Source organism: Lysinibacillus capsici (assembly GCF_003367505.1).
GTDB classification, from domain to species: Bacteria; Bacillota; Bacilli; order Bacillales_A; family Planococcaceae; genus Lysinibacillus; species Lysinibacillus capsici.
On record NZ_PXXX01000010.1, the window covers coordinates 102,124 to 122,233 of the forward strand.

Genomic DNA, 20,110 nt, shown 5'->3' on the forward strand with positions numbered 1-20,110 from the left:
GTCTCACTTACTCGGCACCCTTCATCTCTAACAGAGGATCTGGTTGCTCCACCAGTTCATCTTCATCCGGAGTCGCCGTTGGAGCTGTTGGCTGGCCAAATATTTCGTCTAAATTATGTCCGACAGTAATACCTAAATATTTGGCATCACTTGGATCATCTAGCTCAGCTTGTGGATACTTTTTAAACCACCAATACTTCGCTAATACATAATATACAATCGCGCCTACAGCAAACCCTACTAAAGAAGAGTAAGTTGAAAATATATTGGCAACTGCACCACCGATTACCCAAGCGATTAATCCAGCCATATTAAAGCCCTTATAATATTTAAATTGCCCATCTAATTCATAAAGCTCTTTTACATGTACGCGCCGTTTACGAATTAGGTAGTAATCAGCAAATAAAATACCTACAATCGCTGTTAAAATACCGCCAATGATTAATAGGACATTGACCATGACATCAAATAGACTCCAGGGCTGTGCAAGAATACCAATAATCCCTGCAATAACTACCCCTACCCAGAATGGCACTTTCGGTCCACCGATATTAGAGAAAATAGTAGCTGCTGGTACAACGTTGGCAGAGGTATTTGTCGACCATTGTGCTAATACAATCATCAGCAATAGAATTCCAAGAATAAAGCCGCTTGCACTTTGCTGTAAGGCATTAATTGGGTCTGCCGAGGCAACTGCCATATAGCAAACTGCACCAATCGTAACAATGAATGTGTTTGTAATGGGCATGACAATTAAAGAGCCTACAAGCTGTGTTTTATTACGCTTGAACCAATTACGCTCATTTTTGGGTGCTTTAAAGAAACGGGACAAGGATGGCATATCTGCTGCTAAGGTTGCCCAAAAGCCCATATTTGCCATCACCACTACCATAAAGGCGGTAAAAGCAGCGAAGCCTGTTGTTGGGGTTTCCACCCACGTCCAAATATTTTTTCCCTGAGATGTTGCATTATCTGCCAATGTGTAATACATCCAACAAGAAATTAAAATTATGACAGGGGCTGCTAAATCAGCAAAACGCTCAATGGATTTAATACCAAGAGATGTATTAAAGAGTTGAAGCGCTGCAAACACAAGGAAGCAGATAAACCAATTATCAAAGCCAAACAATAAATTTAAAATTCCGTTTATCGCTAATGCACCAAAATACGTATTCAAACCAAACCAACAGGCAGCTGTAACACCACGTACAAGGGAAGGTATATGAGTACCGAATGTGCCAAATGGTGCACGCATATAAACAGGGAAAGATAATCCATGCTCTATTCCGATGTCACCAATTAACGTCATAAAGACGCCAATTAAACAAGAACCTACCAATGTTGCCACAATCACCATTGGTAAGGATAAATTCATGATAGCCGAACCACCAATGGCAAAAGCCGCTAATACAATTGCCATTCCTATCCAAATCACCGCAAAACCAAATGTTCCAATATTTCTTTGTTGATGTGTCACTGGAAGTAAATCTGGGGATTTTAAATAATTCCCTTCACGTTCCATAATGTTTCTCTCCTTTTTTTCTAATTTCCGTGACAACCTACTTGAAGTGCCTTCCTTCACCCAAAATGCTGAAGGAAGGTGGAATTTCGATTTTAATCTTTATTCAAAAATGAACAACGGTCCTTTATTTTGATAGACTGCTAAGAAGTGATTGGCGTTCATTCCATGTCATTGGCGGAATTGTAGATGGGCGTTCAACCATTGAAATGGCTCCATCGACAGGACAAACAATTGAGCATAAATTACAGCCTACGCAGTCTTCCTCACGAACCTTTAGCATTGGGCGACCATCCTCCGTATAAAGGTCAATACATTGATGGGATGTATCCTCGCAAGCAATATGACACTTATTGCAATTAATACAAACATCATTATTAATTTCTGCGACAATTTTATAATTTAAATCTAAATCACCCCAGTTTGAATACCTTTGTACAGAGCGACCAACTAAATCCATGACTGAAGCTAAACCTTTATCATCTAAGTAGTTATTCAGCCCATCAATCATATCCTCCACAATACTAAAGCCATGATGCATTGCTGCTGTACATACCTGTACGCCTGTCGCACCCATTAAAATAAATTCCGCTGCATCTTGCCAATTGGAGATCCCCCCGATGCCCGAAATCGGTACATTGACTAATGGATTACGAGCACATTCTGCAACCATGTTCAGTGCAATTGGTTTAACTGCTGGACCACAATAGCCCCCATGAGCTCCTTTTCCAGCCACATGTGGTACTGTATTCCAAGAATCTAAATCAACACCAGCTAAACTGTTAATCGTATTAATCATACTCACAGCATCTGCTCCACCTCGTGTTGCCGCTTCCGCCGTCACGGTAATATCCGTAATGTTGGGCGTTAGTTTAACAATAACAGGTGTACGCGCCGCTTCCTTTACCCAGTACGTTTGTTTTTCCACCAATTCAGGGACTTGACCAGAGGCAGAACCCATGCCTCGTTCTGCCATCCCATGTGGACAACCAAAGTTAAGCTCAAGACCATCAACCCCCACATCTTCTACTCGTTTCACAATTTCATGCCATTTTTCTTGCTTTGGTTCCACCATTAACGAGGCAATAATTGCGTGATTAGGAAATTTCTTTTTCGTCTCATAAATTTCTTGTAAATTCACTTCTAATGGTCGATCCGTAATTAATTCAATATTGTTAAAGCCTGCCACACGTTGGCCATTATAGCTAACTGCTGCAAAACGGGAAGACACATTTAAAATCGGTTCTCCTAACGTTTTCCAAACTGCGCCACCCCAGCCCGCTTCAAATGCACGTTGTACTTGATAGCCTGAATTCGTTGGTGGAGCAGATGCTAGCCAAAATGGATTCGGCGATTTGATGCCCGCTAAATTAATGCGTAAGTCTGCCATATAAGTTCCCCCTCTATCCGTACTAACAATCTTTTGTCAACTGAAAGCATAGTGCCAGATACAGGCTGTATGACCTCCATTTCAAAACATAGGCTAATGTAATCATTCAGATGGGGGATTAACAGCCTGTATAAACCCGATTGGTGAATCTAACAATCAGTGGAGGAAGAGCCTCCCTGATTGAAGGTTCACTTTATGCAATCTCACTTGGTTTTCTTAAACATTCATGAATCTTATATGCTGCATCTTTTCCTTGCTGTACAGCGGTCACTACCATCGCTTCACCCTGTCCATTACCAAAGACAACATCTCCACATGCAAATACTTTGTCATTGGACGTTTGCATTGTTGTCTCATCAATGTCTACGACACCATTTGTATGAGCTAAACCAAAGGCTTCAATTAACGATACAAAACGAGTTTGCCCGATGGCTTTAATAACAGCATCCACTTCAATGATAAAATTGGAGCCCTTTACTTCTTCAGGGCGTTGTCGACCATCAGGACCTGCCTCACCAAGCTTCATTTTCACACATTCAATGCCTGTCACCTTTCCTGCTTCATTGCCAATAATTTTTTTAGGTGCAGTTAGCCATTTAAATTCCACACCATCCTGCTTGGCAAATTCATATTCAAATTTGTATGCTGTCATTTCTTTTTCTGTTCTACGATAGAGAATTTGTACATTATCTGCGCCTAAACGCACCGCACTTGTAGCACCGTCTATCGCCGTGTTTCCAGCACCGATTACGGCTACTCGTTTCCCTACAATATCATTTGTAAGCGGTCCCATTTTTGTTTTTCGAATAAACTCAATAGCATCATGTACCCCTTCTAAATCTTCCCCATCAATGCCCAAATTTGGGACAGCACCCATACCGACAGCTAAAATCACACTGTCATACTGAGCCAAAATTTCATCAGCAGAAATATCCACACCTACAGCTGTATTCGTTTGAATGTCCACACCGAGCTGTTCAATCTGCTCTACTTCCCAATCTACGACATCATTTGGTAATCGGAATGCTACAATCCCATAGCTTCCTAAGCCCCCTGCCTTCGCTTCAGCCTCATAAATAGTTACTTGATAGCCTAAACGACTGAGCTCACGAGCTGCCGACAAACCAGCAGGACCTGCCCCTACAATGGCTATTTTCTGTCCATTATGTGGACCTGCCTTAAATAGCTGAGCATTGGTTTCCATTGCCCAATCCGTTGCATAACGTTGTAACTCACCAATTTTAATTGGCTTTGTTGAAGAATTTAAGACACACGCCCCTTCACACAGTTCTTCCGTTGGACAAACTCTTGCACAGCTTGCACCAATTGGGTTTGCTTCTAATATAGTCGTAGCAGAACCCTTCATATTACCAGATGCAATTTTTTTTATGAAATTTGGTATTTGAATACTTGTTGGACATGCTTTAATACATGGTGCGTCATAGCAATACAAACAACGATTGGCTTCCTCAATAGCCTCATTCTTTGTCATCTTACCTTTTAATTCCACAAAATTACGTCTAAGCTGCACGGTCATTGCATTTTCTTGAATCGGAACCATTTCCACATCCCCCTCATGTGTTCATTTTTTCCGTACCCTAATTACGAAACCGATTGTTTTGCTCTCCAGTCAAAACAATCGGTCTATCCTGTAGGAAGCTAAATGTTTAGAGCTTCCGCAGTTACTGTTTTTAATGGACGTTTAATGTATCGTCCACTGCCAAGTACACCTACAAATTCTTTATTTTTAATGACATATTCCCCACGTACGAGTACACTAACAGGCTCACCTGATACTTCCCAGCCTTCATATGGGTTATAGTCCACATTCATATGATGTGTTTTAGCTGAAATTTGACGCTGTGCCTCTGGGTCAAAAATGACGATATCCGCATCTGAACCAATTGCAATCGTTCCTTTTTGCGGGAATAAGCCAAATATTTTTGCGGCACTAGTAGAGATCATATCAACAAATTCATTGATGGAAATTCTGCCTTTTGCCACGCCCTCAGAGTATAAGATACTGAAGCGGTCTTCAATGAATGGTCCGCCATTTGGAATTTTCGAGAAATCATTTAAGCCTAATTGCTTTTTACCTTTAAAGCTAAAGGAGCATTGGTCTGAGCCAATCGTCTGTAGCTGTTTTGCCTTTAAGGCATTCCATAAATGTTCTTGATGATATTTAGGACGAAGTGGCGGTGACCAAACATATTTGGCTCCTTCAAAGCCTGGTTGCGCTAATGCGGATTGATCGAGCGTTAAATACGGTGGACAAGTTTCACCATAAACATCATAGCCCTTTTCACGAGCGGCAATAATTTCATCTACCGCTTCTTTACATGTCACATGCACCACATAGAGCTTCGCACCAGCTATATGCGCTAATTCGATAGCACGCTTTGTTGCCTCTCCTTCCAATTCCGCTGGACGAGTTAGTGCATGATAGATCGGTTCCTTATGTCCAGCACGTCTTGCCTCCTCTACTAGCTCATCTATAACAGAGCCATTTTCACAATGGACCATCACTATCGCACCAAGATCTTTAGCGATTTTAAAGGCTTTAAATAATGTACGATCTGTCGCTTGGAATTCTTTTGCATAAGCCATGAAGACCTTGACAGAAGTAATGCCCTCTTGCTCTAATAATTGTGGTAATTCAGCTTCGGTTTCAGGTGTTAGATCACCAATCATCAAGTGGAAGCCATAGTCAATAGCAGACTTTCCTTTTGCCTTGTCATGCCATTTCTCTACGGCTGTCGATAATTTTTCTTCTCCTGCTGTTAAACAGAAATCTAAAATAGTAGTTGTCCCACCAAAAGCCGCTGCAATGGTGCCTGATTTCCAATCATCATCCGTCACCGTGTTATTGAATGGCATGTCTAAATGCGTATGGGGATCAATGCCACCAGGCAATACGTACTTGCCTGTAGCATCAATTATTTCAGCGCCAGCATCCGTTAAATTTTGTCCAATTTGAACAATTTTACCGTTCTCAATTAAAATATCTGCCTCAAATACATCAGCAGCAGTTGCTACTCGTCCACCTTTAATGATTTTTTTCACTATGCCTCTCACCCTTCATCACAAAATTAGAGAATGCTTGATAGTTAATGCAGTGTATATGTTTCGCCCATACTAAACTTCGTTTGTAGCGTTAACACCGTTTCCAATAAAATATCTGCGCCCTTTGCACAATCTTCAAAGGCTGTTTCCTCTTCTTCACAATGACTCTTCCCTTGAATGCTTGGAACAAAAATCATCGCGGAAGGAACCATACTTGCCATATACTGTGCATCATGTCCAGCGCCACTAAACATACGATGAGATGAATAGCCAAAGCTTTGACAAGCTCTTTCTACTTCATTGCAAATCGCACTATCAAAATGCACGGTATCTCTGCCCCATAACTTGACAGGCTGAATATGGCATCCGCCCGCTGTCTCAGGAAGCGCGTTGAGAATATCCTCAACCTGTTGCATGACCTCTGGCTTTTGATGACGTGAATCAATTGTAAATGTCACCTTATTTGGGATGACGGTATGAATATTCGGGGAAACATTCATACGACCAAAAGTAAAAACAAGTTGTTCGTCAATTTTTCCTAATTGTTCATATAGCTCTTTAATGATGGTTGATGCCACAATCATTGGGTCTTTACGCATTGACATTGGGGTTGTACCTGCATGGTTTGATTGCCCACTAATTGTAATTTCATAGCAGACCATGCCTAGCACACCTTCAACCACACCAATTTCCTGCTGTTTTGCTTCTAATACTGGCCCTTGTTCAATATGCAATTCGATATAAGCAAGTGCCTCCTTCAGACGATTGGCTTGCTCTCCCTCATAGCCACTTGCTTGTAAAGCTTGTTGAAAACGAATGCCGTTTTTATCCGTAGATTGGAGCATTTTTTCTTTGTCAAATTTTGAGGTGATGACGCCTGAACTCATCATGGCTGGATCAAAACGTGCCCCTTCTTCATTCGTGAAATTGATAATCGTAAGAGGAATGTCCACTTCGATATCATTTTCCTTTATTGTTCGAATGGCCTCGATCGCTGTTAGTACACCTAACACACCATCAAATCTTCCACCTTTTTCTACTGAATCTAGATGGGAACCCATGACAATGGGTGGCACATTCTTTTTACCAGGAAGAGTGGCGTAAATGTTGCCCATATCGTCCACCTGAATATCCATTCCTAACGCTTTGCAACACTCACAAAAATAGTTTCTTGCTAATACATCCTCATTCGAAAGAGACAAACGTGTGACGCCACCATTTTCGGTGGCCCCAAATTGACTAAATTGTTCAATTAACTCTTGCAATCGTCTACTATTACATTTATACATATGCAAGTCCTCTCTTTCACAGTAGTTAATAAACATTCTAAAATAGATAAAATTTGTGAGATATGGATAGTAAACTAAAAAAATATGTGCAACTGCACATCATATATGGTAAGTTATGTTCATAATTAAGGGGGGAACGTATGGGGACGATTCGTAAAATTGTAGAGGGAGTTCATTTCCCAATGCTCACATTAGTCGCTGGACATAGTGGTACGTATCGCAGAGTTACTGGTATTAATGTTGTGGAAAGCAGTGATTTAATCATGTTTTGTAGACCCAATGAATTAGTCGTCACAACAGGTATTAATTTAGATGCGCAGCAAGACTCCTTGGAACATCTTGTTAAACAGGCATACACGAAAAAAGTAGCTGGCTTTATCATTAATACAGGACCATTCATTCCTAGCATTCCAGAAGCCGTCATCTCTTTTGCCAATCAACATGATTTCCCAATTTTTCAAATGCCATGGAATTATCGCATAGCTGATCTATTAAAAACTACCTTTCAATTTATTGCCAATCACCATCAAGAGCTTTCTATCGAAGAAAAGGTTCTTTTCAATCTACTATTTCATTACAAACAAAACACTAACACAATGAAAGATCAACTAGCACAGCTAGGATTTCCTCAAGGAAGAGAATTAGCGATCATAACTTGTACAACCATTGGCTCCAAAGCAGCTATTGACCGTTATGAGGTCATGATCCAATTCGCTTTTCAAAATCGCTATCAACGCTTCTTAAAATTAAAGCATAAAAATCACCTCATCTTTTTAATTGATAAAGCACAAATCAATACACCTAATATACCCTTCTCAAAAGTTGTAGAAGAAATCTATGAAAAAATCACGCTAAAAAATGGTTACTTGGATATTATTATAGGCAAAGGTAACTTTCATAAAGAGCTAGAAAATGTTCGCCAAAGCTATGATGAGTCCTTAACCGTCATCCATTTAGCACAGCTTCATAACAATCGTTATTTGTATAAATACAAAGAAATCGGTGCCTATAAAATATTGATGGCTGTGAAAAATCAGCCCCTAATGAAATCGTTTAGTCAGGATATTTTAGGACAACTTTACCGCTATGATGAACTACATGGGACAGACTATGTACCTTTTTTACGTATTTTTGTTGAGGAAAATGGCAGTACAAGCAGGATTAGTGAACGTCAATTTATACATCGAAACACCGTCCTCTATAAAATTAAGAAAATTGAAATGCTATTAGATATGGACTTAAGCAATCCCTTTACGAAGACTAATTTGTATATTGCCTTTTTAATTGAGGATGTCTTAATGCATCAATAGCCTGTCACAACATTAAATTAACTGAATTATCTTTCTCATTAAATACTCCTTCTAAAATTCTTGAAGCATACATATAAAGTACAAATGGGGGCGACTGCGCATTTTTGTTGTCCACATCTGAGGAAAACATATGCATGCTAATCAACTACCTGTTTAGAAGGAGTGAAGCTTCGTGACAAATGTAACAAGTCCCAATTGGCAAGTAAAAGATGAACAATTCGTATGGCATTCTATGAAGCCCTACAATCCAAATGCAACAATGATCGTCCAATCCTCTAAAGGGGCATGGATTACTGACATTGAAGGCAAGCGTTATTTAGATGCAATGGCAGGTTTATGGTGTGTGAACGTTGGCTATGGACGTGAGGAGATTGCCAAAGCTGCCTATGAGCAATTGCTAGAAAATACGTATACCCCATTATCTGTTGGGCATATCCCTGCTATTCAATTAAGTGAAAAAATTAATGAGCTTTTAGGGGATGATTATGTCGTCTTCTTCTCCAATAGTGGCTCCGAGGCAAATGAGGCAGCCTTCAAAATAGCTAGACAATATCATCAACAAAAAGGTCACGTCAATCGAACGAAAATTATTTCTCGTTACCGGGCCTATCATGGTAGCTCGATGGGTGCTCTTGCAGCAACTGGACAAGCTCAACGAAAGTATAAATATGAGCCACTGGCACCAGGTTTTTTACATGTCACTCCACCTGACGCTTATCGTGCCAATGAAGACCATATTCAAAGTAAGGACCCTTGTGCATTACCATCCGTCCAAGCAATCGATCATGTCATGACTTGGGAAATGTCAGATTCCATAGCAGCAGTCATTATGGAGCCTATTATTACTGGCGGTGGTGTAATTATGCCCCACGACAGCTACTTACAAGGAGTTAAAGCTGTTTGTGAGAAGCATGGCGCACTACTCATTGTCGATGAAGTCATTTGTGGTTTTGGTCGTACAGGCAAAGCTTTTGGATTCCAAAACTACGGCATCCAGCCTGATATTGTGACTATGGCGAAAGGCTTAACCAGCGCTTATATGCCACTGTCTGCTACAGCTGTTCGTCGTGAAATTTATGAGGCGTTTGCTGGAACTGAGGAATATGACTTTTTCCGTCATGTCAACACATTCGGTGGATCACCAGCAGCATGTGCCGTCGCATTAAAAAATATTGAAATAATGGAAAAGGAAAATTTATTTGCCCACTCGGCTGCACTAGGTGCTACATTACTCACTACATTACAGGAGCAATTAAAGGAGCACCCGAATGTTGGGGATATTCGTGGGAAAGGCTTATTAATTGGCGTAGAGCTAGTACAAGATAAAGATAGCAAAACACCCCTCGACATTACACTTGTGAACAAAGTGATCACACAATGTAAGGAACAAGGGTTACTCATTGGGAAAAATGGGGTAACCGTGGCAGGTTTCAATAATGTGTTAACCTTATCTCCTCCTCTGATTATTTCCTCAGACGAGACGAATTTCATTGTTGAAAAATTTGTACAAGCCTTACATTCTATTAAACTGTAGGAGGAATAGCTAGATGGTAACAAATACAGACATACAGGATTTAGGTCATTTTATCAATGGACAAACAGTTCTAGGGAAAAGCGGTCAGTTTTCAGATGTTTACAATCCAAGCACAGGTACTGTCATTGCTCGTGTACCTTTAGCAACAAAACAAGAGGTACAGGAAGCGATTGCTGCTGCCCAAGCGGCTTTTCCTGCTTGGCGTGCCTTATCAGTTGGTAAACGAGCTGAAATTATCCTTAGATTCCGCCAACTCATAACAGAAAATATCGATGAACTAATTGATATGATTTGTACAGAGAGTGGCAAAACGATTGAGGATGCCAAGGGCGAAATTACTCGCGGTTTAGAATCTGTTGATTTAGCTATCAATGCCCCCCATTTACTTAAAGGAGAGTATTCGGTGAATGTTGGTGGTCATATCAATGCCTACTCTCTGAAAGAACCATTAGGCATTGTAGCGGCTATTTCACCATTTAATTTCCCTGTCATGGTACCGCTAGCAATTACAAGTATGGCGGTGGCTGTAGGAAACTGTGTGATTCTGAAGCCGTCAGAGCGGGTTCCTTGCTCAGCATTATTTTTATCAGAGCTGTGGAAAGAGGCAGGCTTACCAGATGGGGTTTGGACTGTTATTAATGGAGACAAAGATGCTGTTAATGAGCTGTTATGCCATCCTGCCATTGAAGCGATTTCCTTTGTAGGCTCTACGCCAGTTGCAGAAGCCATTTATGCTACAGCCTCTAAACATGGGAAGCGTGTTACAGCACTTGGGGGAGGTAAAAATAATATGGTGGTTATGCCAGATGCTGACCTAGAGCATGTAGCAAATGCCTTTTTAGGTGCTGCCTATGGAGCTGCCTCCCAGCGTTGTATGGCACTGTCAACCATTATTCCTGTTGGGGAGGATACAGCCAATAAATTAGTGGGTATTCTTGCCGATAAAATTGCCAAATTAAAAGTGGGTCCCTATACAGATGCCGAAGTTGATTTTGGACCAGTCATTACTCAGCAATCAAAGGATGCCATCATTGGCTATATCGATCGTAGCCTAGAAGAAGGCGCAACACTGGTCTGCGATGGGCGAAATCCGGAAATTTCCAAACAATCGAACGGTTTCTATCTTGGACCTACATTACTTGATCATGTAAAGCCTGGAATGGAAATTTATGAACAAGAGGTTTTTGGACCTGCACGTAATGTCGTCCGCGTAGCAACATTAGAGGAAGCTATAGCCCTTATTAATGCCCATGAATTAGGAAATGGTGTAACCATCTTTACGAACAATGGTGCAGCAGCTCGAAAGTTTACCACTGAAATTGAAGTAGGTATGGTAGGTGTCAATGTACCCATTCCTATTCCAGTAGGCTATCATAACTTTGGTGGCTGGAAACGATCAAGATTTGGTGAGGGGCATATGTTTGGACCTGACCAAGTACGTTTCTTCACAAAAGCGAAAACCATTTCAGAAAAATGGATAGAACAAGGGAATGACGTTACATCTTCTTTTGCATTTCCAAGTAATCAGGACTAATCCTTAAAAATAAATATTCGCGTAGTCAATAGCTACGCGAATATTTTGAAAAAACTGACGCGAAAACATGGTCACTAGTTTTTACAGTTTAACTATTTGTTCTCTTTTTTCTCTTCCGTTTTTCTTACTTCTGAGAAGTCTGTTTCTTCTCCAGCCTCCATGCCATAGCTAGGATTTCTATCCATACGAGTAAATGTATCTACATCATCCTCGTCTTCAAATCGCTTTACAAGAATAGGAATCGAAATTAGCCCAGCAAGACCAACGAGTGCATAAACCCAACGAGATAAGACCGCCGTTTGTCCACCAAATAAATAAGCCACTAAATCAAATCTAAAGAATCCAATGAGTCCCCAGTTGATTGCACCTATAATAACTAGTACTAAGGCGATTCTATAAAGCACGCTCATGTGTACACCTCCTTTATTTTCAATACTCCAAGCTATATTTCTTAGCAGGGAGGTGTCATAAGAAGCGATAAAATGACAAAGACTAGTCATTACAACCGCCATTTTGACGGTCTTATTTTTTGCAATAACCTCTTTTTTATACTGTGTACAAATGGCGAAATGACGTACTCTGATGAATGGCGTTACTTGGATGATTTTTTATGTGTCTGCTCATGCTGAAGCAGCCATTCTTTGCGCCACATCCCGCCTCCGTAACCTGTCAGCGTTCCATTGGAGCCAATAATTCGATGACATGGCACAACAATGCTGATATTATTTTTTCCATTCGCACTACCAACAGCCCTTACAGCTTTTTCATTGTTAATAGCAATGGCGATATCCTTGTATGAAGCCGTTTCACCAAATCCTACACTCGGTAAAACATGCCAAACAGCTTGTTGAAAATCTGTACCTCGAAAAACATAAGGAAACGAGAACTCCTGACGATCACCTAGAAAATACTCATGCAATTGCTTAACACATTCTAGTAAAACTTCAGGTGTGTCTTGCTGAGGAGCATTGACGACCTGCTCTCGCTCTGCAAAGTTAATGGCATCAATTGCTGTATCACTTCCCTCAACTTCTATAATCCCAATTGGTGATGAATAATCTAATTTATACCGTTTCATACAGTGACCTCCATAAATAAAAGGTGGCATAAGCTTGCCAGCCTTGCCAATGTTCCGCATAGTTCTTTAATTCTTCAATTGTTGGTTTTCGTTCTAATGCTAGTTGTATTTTTAAAGCATTATGTAGACCTACATCTGCTATAGGAAATGCTGTCGGTTGTTGCAGACATTTCATAAGCACATAATCTGCTGTCCATGCACCAATTCCTCGAATGTCCATTAATCGTTTTTTCATGGCTTCGTAGTCCTCTTGTTGCCACAGCAAATTTTTTGTCAATTGTCCGCTTGCGATAATTTTGGCAATTTCAATAATGTATTCTGATTTCCTCCGTGTAAATTGGAGGTGGATTAAATCATCTACCTCAATAACGGCTATTCTCTCTGGCGTTGGAAACAGCCAGTAGCTTTGCCCCTCAAAGTAAACATATTCTCCAAAATGCTCGACAAATCTCTTTTTTAACATATAGGCAAAAGTTAAATTTATTTGTTGACCAATAATTGCCCAAACTAATGCTTCAAATAAATCAGGAATCCCGATTAACCGTAATCCGTTATATTTCTTCACAAGTGGCTTTAGGATTTGATCGTTTTCAGCCATCTGGTAATACCCCTGCAAATCCTTTGTTAAATCAAACCACTCTGCGATATATTGTGCGATGATCGCCTGTTCATGGCTAGCTGGCTGTTTCATTGGAAATATTACTATTATTTTATGTGCTTGTTCAGTTATTTCACATAAAATAAATTGTTCATCAATCTTCAATAATTTGTAGAGCACATCATCCTTTATATGATGAAGTATTTCGTGATGTGAGCGCTTTAAGAACTGCAAACACTCTCTATAATTAAATGCTTGTGGTAACTCGATAACTAAATAGCCAACATCGTTTGTCCATTTCATATCATGTCCCCCTGCAACGATAGGTTACGGTATTCTGTAGGCGAACAATTTTTCAGCCGTCGAAAAACTTTATAAAAATTAGATGGGCTTTGAAAGCCAGCTTCATAACATATTTCTAAATTTGTAAAGTCGGTATGTTTTAATAGATGGGCAGCCTTATCAATTCTGATTTTCTCTAAATACGTTCGAGGCGTCTCAGCAGTCTCTTGTTTAAATAGTCGTTCAAGGTGAAAGGGACTGAGGCCAACATGCTCCGCCATATCCTGTAAAGTCACTCTTTGTTTATATTCATTCATAATAAAAGTCGTGACATTTTTAATCAATTTCGTGTGTGGGGAATATTCTATTTCAGGCTGACATCGTTTACATGCCCGATAGCCAGCCGCCTCTACCTTTTGGATATCTTCATAAAATTCAACATTCATCTTTTTTGGCTTTCTGGATTTACAGGAAGGACGGCAATAAATCTTAGTAGTTTTAACCGCTGTATAAAAAAGCCCATCATAGGTTTGATCACATGTTATAATCTTTTCCCACTTTTCCTCAAAAGATAAATTGATTGCATTGTCCACGATTATCTCACCTCATTCCCATCGACTATATATATAACGCAGAAGTATCTTGGTCTTTTAATAATTGTGCAGCATGCTGTGTTAAATGCGCAATTATTTTATCTGAAAGTGCATTTCCAAAGCTAAAGCGTTTCACCCCTAATTCTTTTAGTAGCTTGACATTCGTTAAACTAGGTAATGAAAGAAGATTAATGGGCGCATTTATATTACGAGTCATCGCGCTTATTTCATTGGCATCTGTTAAGCCTGGGATAAATATACCACTTGCTCCGCTCTCAATATAAGCTTTTGCTCTTGTTATTGTTTCTTCAAATGGTTGCTCTAATTGAAAATACGTATCTGTTCGAGCATTAATAAAGAAATCTTTATAGCCATGATTATCTAATTCTTTCCTCATGTTTGTTAATAAATAACAGTGTTCAATTATGCTTCTTAAGCCTGTTTGATGTTTAAAGGAATCCTCAATGTTAATCCCTGCTACTCCCACATCTGCCGTTCTCAAAACATTGTCGATAATACTTTGTTCATCATGACCATACCCCGCTTCTATATCTGCTGATACGGGTATCTTGACTTGCTCTGTAATGGATTGAATAATTGTTAGATGTCGTTGAAAATCGATTTGTTCACCGTCTGCATAGCCAAGTGAGTTCGCTATGCCCCAGCTTGTTGTGCCGATTGCTTGAAAGCCTGCCTTTTCTAATGTTAATGCTGATATAACATTCCAAGCATTCCCAATAAATAATAGCTCTTGTGAAAAATGTAAATCATAAAATTGCTGAATTTTTGACATAATATAAGCCTCCATGCTGTTTGTTAGACCTTATATTATCAGGAACCACCCTTTTATTTCGTCCTCAATCTTGCTGTTATGGTCAATAATAATGTTTTAGCAAATAACATGGAAAATGCAATAGTCAGAAAAATAAATTTATTCACACTTATTATCCTAGTTATGTTCGCTCTCATCCCCCCTGTTAGCGCAATAGCCCAACAGATAAGCTGCTAGATCCTATTGTGTTAGGACAGCATTTAATTCCAAAATGGTCTCCATCGAAGATATATTGAGTGATGTCCATGATCATTCTTTTGTGGCTAGAAATCAATCGTATCCATTCTTCTGGCATACGAGAGATACTATTTGTTTACGTTTATCCATGGATAATATTTGAATAGATAAAAATGAATCCCATTGGCTAGAGGTAACAGATAAACTAGATAGCATTGATATGTATATCATTATTGGAGTGACTTTCTTTGTGATGGGCAAATACAATTCATTCCTTATTATCTAGATGTGACAAGGCTTTATATTAGGCCAAACACCATGGTAGAAATCGTGTGGAATTTTTACTAGATCATACAAAACCGGAGACGAAAACAGAGGCGTCATTACCTTGACGCCTCTATTTCCGTGTTTACATATTGATTTGTGAATAATCAACTTGTATAAATAGTAAAAAAACTATTCGCAGCCTTTTTAGCTATTCATCATTATGTTTAAAAAAGCTGGCTTTGGAAGAAACCAATGTTAGTTCTAAACTAAATTAAGTAAGTGCCTGTTCCTTGGAAAGCTTTCGTTGTAAAGCAATTTCTCGGCGTTTTTCTTTCGTCACACGCTGCCAAATGACTACTGTAATGAATCCAATAATAGCTAAGCCTAATAAAATACCAAAGAATACTTTATAGCCCGCTGTGCCACCCCAGTAATCTAAACAAGCACCTGCAATAATTGGCATAAAGATTTCACCACTATAACCAATTATCATCAGTGGCATGGACACAGTTCCTGTTGATTCTACTGGATAATCGCCTTCTACTAGAATTGCAAAATGCATCGCTTGCAAAGCATACATAGATGTATAGATAATCCCAATGAACACTAAAAGCATAAGGATAAAAGAAGCTTTTCCTGGTAATAAAATGAGCCCTACTAAACCAAATGCTAATAAAATATAGCCGATTAACACCATATTCGACACACCAATTCGGTCGCCTATGATTCCTGCACTAAAACTACCAATAGGACGACAATATTGCGAGAAGTAGCCCAAAGCCGCAGCAATTAACGTAGACGCACCAAATGCGGCCGTTGCATAAGGTGTAATGTAATAATAGCTAATAATCATCGCGTAGGACGTAAAGATAAGTATAGTCGCAAGCCAGGTAGTTGGCATCTTCAACACTTTCCAAAGGACTGCCCAATCAAACGTTTTACTGCTCTCTCTATCTTCTGGACTGACAGTTGCTTGATCTGGATCTTTATACAGCATCATAATCATGAGGCCCAACAAAAGACAAATCACAGAATACACTGTAATAACTGCTGAAAGAGCCATTTTATCACTCATATGTTTTGCAAAAAAAGCAAAAATCCCTAAAATCACAGCAGATTGAATAATGTTGGTTACACCACGTCCGCCTTCAAAAAATCCAAAAGCTTTTCCTTGTTCATTTTCAGAGCCTAAAGAACGAACCGCTTTTACTAATGCTCCCCAGAACGTCATAATGGACGTGATTCCCCAAGCAGCATGAATCAGTAGAAGTACTGGATAGGGTGGATACAATAATAATGTAAACCCTAATAATCCTGTGGCTACTAAAGAAATGGTTAATAAATATTTCGTTTTCCAACGATCTGCACAAAATCCTCCAAAAATATAGGAAATTAAACAACAAACACCATACGCACTACCAAGTGTCCCCATTTGTGTATTGGTTAAATGAAATGCATCCAGAAAGACATCATAATAGTAGTTTCTAAAATAAGGCAATGCGTAAATTAAGGCACCTGAAACAGCTAAAATAACTAAAGTAGCTGTATTCTTTTTTAACTTAGCTTCCATATGTTTACCCCTTATATGTTATTTACAAGCCATGACGTTTAATTTTTTGATTCCATTCCTTATGGAAGACTTGTTTGTCATTTTCTTTGATGACCATTTCCCCAACAATTTGGAAGTTTTCCTGATCAGATGTTTTGGTAACCGTAATATCCGCGTCAATCCACCAGCCTTCACGACCAATTTTCATTTTTTGATAGATTGTATACTGAGCTGACAGTGGATCAGCATTCGTTAAGGTTAATTCTCGTTTTAAATTATGTTCTACAGTGACATCAATATCATCAAAGCGATAAATACCTTCTCCAAATACGCCTCCAACCCCATCTGTAATACATGTCCATGTATCTGTTAAAATATCATAGGATATCGAACGATCGACTCTGCCTTCTTGCAGTGTTGTGATTGGCGTTAATGGTGCACTTTCAGCATTCATATTAGGTCCTACTACCTGCTGACCATGGAAAGTTGGCAATGATAAGGTAGCGGTTTCTAGATTTAATGTCAATGTAGCGTCTTCTGGCATTGGCCAAAACATAGGCCAAAACGTTGTAGCTAAGGATAGGCGTAAACGATGCCCCGCTTTAAATTGATGGCCACAGCAATCTAACTGAACAAAGGCCTTCACTTTTTCACCAGGTGTTAACAGGTCAACATGATCATGCCCATTTAAGTGTGTCAGGTTCATCACGCCATAGGATACACGAGTGACAGCTCCATCGGGTGCTACGTCTGATAGCTGTGCAAATAGCATTGCATGTGGTTTGTCACTCATTAATTCCACTTCAAATTTTGGATAGCCCACAATCTCTAGGGCTTTCTCTAGCCTATCCGTTTCAAAAACCATGGCCATTCCATCATCTAATCGTTGGTCTGCTGGACTTTCACCTAGTACGCCAGCGCCCATCCATTCACCAGATAAAAGACCATGATTTTGAGGAGTTTTTAGTAGGACTTGCTCTTGTTGCTCACTGCGGTTTTCTACTAGTTTTCCATGTGTCAGTTGATACACCTTAGTTTGTATCGATTCCGCTGCTGGCCACGATTCTAAACCAACCCAATAGCCTTTGCTAATTGGTTTCTTAACGGATGGCTCCATGCTCTCTTCTACCCAGACATTCACCATTGGTCCATCCATTACATCGTTGTCTATTCCTTTTAACCAATGATCCCACCATTTCACAGCTTCTTGTAGAAAGCCCATTGCTGGACCCGGCACTCCATCGTGGGGATAAACATGTGCCCATGGGCCAATAATGCCTTTTCTCGGAACAGAAAGCCCTTCCATTAAACTTAAGACTGTGTTTGTATAGGAATCTTCCCAGCCATCTAGCGCAAAAACTGGGATTTCTATGTCTTGATAATTCTCACAAACTGAACCATGTTTCCAATAATCGTCTCTTGTTTGATGCTCCATCCATTGTGCCATCCACAAAGGCATATTTTCTAATCGTTCCATCCATTTATCACGCCAGCTATCGCCAACAATATGTGGATCAATTGGACGTAACTGGTAGGCTAACATAATAGCACCCCACCAGAAGTTATCGTTTAACAAGCAACCGCCCTTATAGTGAATATCATTGTTATAACGATCATCTGTAAAGCCTACGGTAATAATCGCCTTTAACGCCTTTGGTCGACGAGCTGCTACTTGTAGAGAATTAAATCCGCCCCACGATTTCCCCATCATCCCGATATTGCCATCACACCAGCTTTGGTTAGCAATCCATTCAATGACTTCAAGGGCATCATCCTGCTCTTGCTTTAGATATTCGTCCTTTAATAAACCATCTGACTCACCTGAACCTCGCATATCCACTCGCACAACAGCATAACCATGTCCTGCAAAATAACCGTGCATAGGCTCATCTCTTGCTCTTGTCCCATCTGTTTTACGATAAGGAATATACTCTAAAATGGCTGGTACTTTCTCTCCCAATTTTACATTTGGTAGCCAAATACGACTAGAAAGCCTTGTGCCGTCAGCTAACTCGATCCATGTGTTTTCAATTGTTTCATATGTACACTCAAATTGTGTCACAATTTTTTTACTCATTGTATAATCCTCCCCTTGTGTCTAAGTGCAAGACTCCTAGTTATAACATCCTCTTCGTCTAATTATTCCGAATCTTGATTATTTAGTAATCATGATTATAAAATAATTGTGATTAGTATATCACCTGAAATTCTAATGCACAACTCTGAAAATGACAAAAGCTAATGCTATAATGAAAGAAGATAATTAAAATTGCTATGCTATAATAAGTTTAAATTAGCTACAAGAAGGTAAATATATACATTTAATTAATGATTTTACAGTAATTAATTGTTTGTTAGGGGGATATTACTTTGAAGAAAAAGGAAATACAAAGGAGTCGTATGTGGAAATACTTTGTAGATGCCACTGCGGAAATCATCGAAGAAGAAGGGCTGGAAAATGTCACAATCCGGAAGGTTGCTGATAAAGCAGGTTACAACAGTGCTACTATCTACAATTATTTTTCGGAAATCTCGCATCTTCTATTTTTTGCATCGATGAGATGCATGCAAGACTATACCAACGAAGTTGCTCGCTACATAGAAAGAGGCAAAGATCCTATTGAAAAATACTTATTGGCTTGGGAGTGCTTTTGTCAATATTCCTTCAAACAACCTCAGATTTTTCACGCAGTCTTTATCATGGATTTAGGGGAAACACCAGAAGCACTATTGGAAAATTATTATAATTTTTACCCCAATGATTTAATCAATATCCCTGATGATTTAAAGACCATTTTATTTCAACACAGTCTAACGAAACGAGGGCGTTCTATGTTAGAGATCGCTTTAAAAGAAGGCTACTTAACTGAAGGCAATGTTGATGCCATCAATGAAATTACACTATTAATTTGGCAAGGTATGTTTACAAACCTATTGAATAATCGCAAAAGTTATGATGCCAAACAAGCAACGGCAATCACTATGAAATATATTACAGAAATCGTTCGTAATGCTAACCTTTTTGATGAGCAAACTAAAAACAAGCAATGAGAATCATACTAGCAATTGCCTTTCTTTAAACGCTTATAAAATAC

The 20,110-nt window shown here is 39.4% G+C and carries 16 protein-coding genes; 4 read left to right on the plus strand and 12 right to left on the minus strand.

Annotated features, from left to right (window positions below; genetic code table 11):
• Nucleotides 1-7: 7 nt before the first annotated feature.
• The 5 genes from C7B89_RS07610 to C7B89_RS07630 all read right to left on the minus strand — a co-directional run bounded on the left by C7B89_RS07610 (nucleotide 8) and on the right by C7B89_RS07630 (nucleotide 7,261).
• Nucleotides 8-1,522, minus strand: a complete 1,515-nt coding sequence (locus C7B89_RS07610) for an NCS1 family transporter (protein ID WP_054550729.1) — start codon at nucleotides 1,520-1,522, stop codon at nucleotides 8-10.
• 124 nt (nucleotides 1,523-1,646) lie between these two features.
• Nucleotides 1,647-2,909: an NAD-dependent dihydropyrimidine dehydrogenase subunit PreA gene (gene preA, locus C7B89_RS07615; RefSeq protein WP_048389894.1), complete on the minus strand. Its 1,263-nt coding sequence runs from the start codon at nucleotides 2,907-2,909 to the stop codon at nucleotides 1,647-1,649.
• A gap of 193 nt (nucleotides 2,910-3,102) precedes the next feature.
• The gene (locus C7B89_RS07620; protein ID WP_054550728.1) at nucleotides 3,103-4,470 is read right to left on the minus strand and encodes an NAD(P)-dependent oxidoreductase; all 1,368 of its coding nucleotides are present in this window, start codon (nucleotides 4,468-4,470) and stop codon (nucleotides 3,103-3,105) included.
• 98 nt (nucleotides 4,471-4,568) lie between these two features.
• Nucleotides 4,569-5,972, minus strand: coding sequence for a dihydropyrimidinase (hydA, locus tag C7B89_RS07625; RefSeq protein WP_115673428.1), 1,404 nt, complete (start codon nucleotides 5,970-5,972; stop codon nucleotides 4,569-4,571).
• 44 nt (nucleotides 5,973-6,016) lie between these two features.
• Nucleotides 6,017-7,261 (minus strand): Zn-dependent hydrolase, encoded by a 1,245-nt coding sequence (locus tag C7B89_RS07630; RefSeq protein ID WP_115673429.1) that lies wholly within the window; start codon nucleotides 7,259-7,261, stop codon nucleotides 6,017-6,019.
• A gap of 140 nt (nucleotides 7,262-7,401) precedes the next feature.
• Between C7B89_RS07630 and C7B89_RS07635 the strand changes: the two genes are divergently transcribed.
• The 3 genes from C7B89_RS07635 to C7B89_RS07645 all read left to right on the plus strand — a co-directional run bounded on the left by C7B89_RS07635 (nucleotide 7,402) and on the right by C7B89_RS07645 (nucleotide 11,639).
• Nucleotides 7,402-8,571 (plus strand): PucR family transcriptional regulator, encoded by a 1,170-nt coding sequence (locus C7B89_RS07635; protein ID WP_048389885.1) that lies wholly within the window; start codon nucleotides 7,402-7,404, stop codon nucleotides 8,569-8,571.
• Nucleotides 8,572-8,743: 172 nt separating this feature from the next.
• Entirely contained in the window at nucleotides 8,744-10,105 is a 1,362-nt protein-coding gene (locus C7B89_RS07640) for an aspartate aminotransferase family protein (RefSeq protein WP_054550726.1), read from the plus strand.
• 13 nt (nucleotides 10,106-10,118) lie between these two features.
• Nucleotides 10,119-11,639: a CoA-acylating methylmalonate-semialdehyde dehydrogenase gene (locus C7B89_RS07645; RefSeq protein WP_115673430.1), complete on the plus strand. Its 1,521-nt coding sequence runs from the start codon at nucleotides 10,119-10,121 to the stop codon at nucleotides 11,637-11,639.
• Between the two features lie 92 nt (nucleotides 11,640-11,731).
• Here C7B89_RS07645 and C7B89_RS07650 read toward each other — a convergent pair whose 3' ends face one another.
• The 7 genes from C7B89_RS07650 to C7B89_RS07680 all read right to left on the minus strand — a co-directional run bounded on the left by C7B89_RS07650 (nucleotide 11,732) and on the right by C7B89_RS07680 (nucleotide 19,092).
• Nucleotides 11,732-12,049 carry a DUF378 domain-containing protein gene (locus C7B89_RS07650; RefSeq protein WP_048389879.1) on the minus strand — a complete coding sequence of 106 codons (318 nt, stop codon included), beginning with the start codon at nucleotides 12,047-12,049 and terminating at the stop codon, nucleotides 11,732-11,734.
• Between the two features lie 182 nt (nucleotides 12,050-12,231).
• On the minus strand, nucleotides 12,232-12,717 hold the full coding sequence (locus C7B89_RS07655; protein ID WP_112117680.1) for a methylated-DNA--[protein]-cysteine S-methyltransferase: 486 nt from the start codon (nucleotides 12,715-12,717) through the stop codon (nucleotides 12,232-12,234).
• Entirely contained in the window at nucleotides 12,704-13,618 is a 915-nt protein-coding gene (locus C7B89_RS07660) for a DNA-3-methyladenine glycosylase family protein (RefSeq protein ID WP_115673431.1), read from the minus strand. Before C7B89_RS07660 ends, C7B89_RS07655 begins: the two co-directional genes overlap by 14 nt.
• On the minus strand, nucleotides 13,615-14,190 hold the full coding sequence (locus C7B89_RS07665) for a bifunctional transcriptional activator/DNA repair enzyme AdaA (protein WP_115673432.1): 576 nt from the start codon (nucleotides 14,188-14,190) through the stop codon (nucleotides 13,615-13,617). The genes C7B89_RS07660 and C7B89_RS07665 overlap by 4 nt, the downstream gene beginning before the upstream one ends.
• Before the next feature lie 25 nt (nucleotides 14,191-14,215).
• Nucleotides 14,216-14,983 (minus strand): isocitrate lyase/PEP mutase family protein, encoded by a 768-nt coding sequence (locus tag C7B89_RS07670; RefSeq protein ID WP_115673433.1) that lies wholly within the window; start codon nucleotides 14,981-14,983, stop codon nucleotides 14,216-14,218.
• A gap of 754 nt (nucleotides 14,984-15,737) precedes the next feature.
• Entirely contained in the window at nucleotides 15,738-17,036 is a 1,299-nt protein-coding gene (locus tag C7B89_RS07675; RefSeq protein WP_048389869.1) for an MFS transporter, read from the minus strand.
• A 22-nt stretch (nucleotides 17,037-17,058) separates the two neighbouring features.
• Nucleotides 17,059-19,092: a CocE/NonD family hydrolase gene (locus C7B89_RS07680; RefSeq protein WP_115673434.1), complete on the minus strand. Its 2,034-nt coding sequence runs from the start codon at nucleotides 19,090-19,092 to the stop codon at nucleotides 17,059-17,061.
• 323 nt (nucleotides 19,093-19,415) lie between these two features.
• On the opposite strand from C7B89_RS07680, the gene C7B89_RS07685 reads away from it, so the two are divergent.
• The gene (locus tag C7B89_RS07685) at nucleotides 19,416-20,066 is read left to right on the plus strand and encodes a TetR/AcrR family transcriptional regulator (protein ID WP_048390477.1); all 651 of its coding nucleotides are present in this window, start codon (nucleotides 19,416-19,418) and stop codon (nucleotides 20,064-20,066) included.
• The last annotated feature ends 44 nt before the right edge of the window (nucleotides 20,067-20,110 follow it).

What these genes read in the sequence shown, in the direction of transcription:
- C7B89_RS07655 (WP_112117680.1), bottom strand. Translation starts at nt 12,717, where the DNA reads ATGAAACGGTATAAATTAGATTATTCATCACCAATTGGGATTATAGAA.
- C7B89_RS07675 (WP_048389869.1), bottom strand. Translation starts at nt 17,036, where the DNA reads ATGGAAGCTAAGTTAAAAAAGAATACAGCTACTTTAGTTATTTTAGCT.
- preA (WP_048389894.1), bottom strand. Translation starts at nt 2,909, where the DNA reads ATGGCAGACTTACGCATTAATTTAGCGGGCATCAAATCGCCGAATCCA.
- C7B89_RS07630 (WP_115673429.1), bottom strand. Translation starts at nt 7,261, where the DNA reads ATGTATAAATGTAATAGTAGACGATTGCAAGAGTTAATTGAACAATTT.
- C7B89_RS07635 (WP_048389885.1), top strand. Translation starts at nt 7,402, where the DNA reads ATGGGGACGATTCGTAAAATTGTAGAGGGAGTTCATTTCCCAATGCTC.
- C7B89_RS07620 (WP_054550728.1), bottom strand. Translation starts at nt 4,470, where the DNA reads ATGGTTCCGATTCAAGAAAATGCAATGACCGTGCAGCTTAGACGTAAT.
- C7B89_RS07610 (WP_054550729.1), bottom strand. Translation starts at nt 1,522, where the DNA reads ATGGAACGTGAAGGGAATTATTTAAAATCCCCAGATTTACTTCCAGTG.
- C7B89_RS07645 (WP_115673430.1), top strand. Translation starts at nt 10,119, where the DNA reads ATGGTAACAAATACAGACATACAGGATTTAGGTCATTTTATCAATGGA.
- C7B89_RS07670 (WP_115673433.1), bottom strand. Translation starts at nt 14,983, where the DNA reads ATGTCAAAAATTCAGCAATTTTATGATTTACATTTTTCACAAGAGCTA.
- C7B89_RS07680 (WP_115673434.1), bottom strand. Translation starts at nt 19,092, where the DNA reads ATGAGTAAAAAAATTGTGACACAATTTGAGTGTACATATGAAACAATT.
- C7B89_RS07660 (WP_115673431.1), bottom strand. Translation starts at nt 13,618, where the DNA reads ATGAAATGGACAAACGATGTTGGCTATTTAGTTATCGAGTTACCACAA.
- C7B89_RS07650 (WP_048389879.1), bottom strand. Translation starts at nt 12,049, where the DNA reads ATGAGCGTGCTTTATAGAATCGCCTTAGTACTAGTTATTATAGGTGCA.
- C7B89_RS07685 (WP_048390477.1), top strand. Translation starts at nt 19,416, where the DNA reads ATGTGGAAATACTTTGTAGATGCCACTGCGGAAATCATCGAAGAAGAA.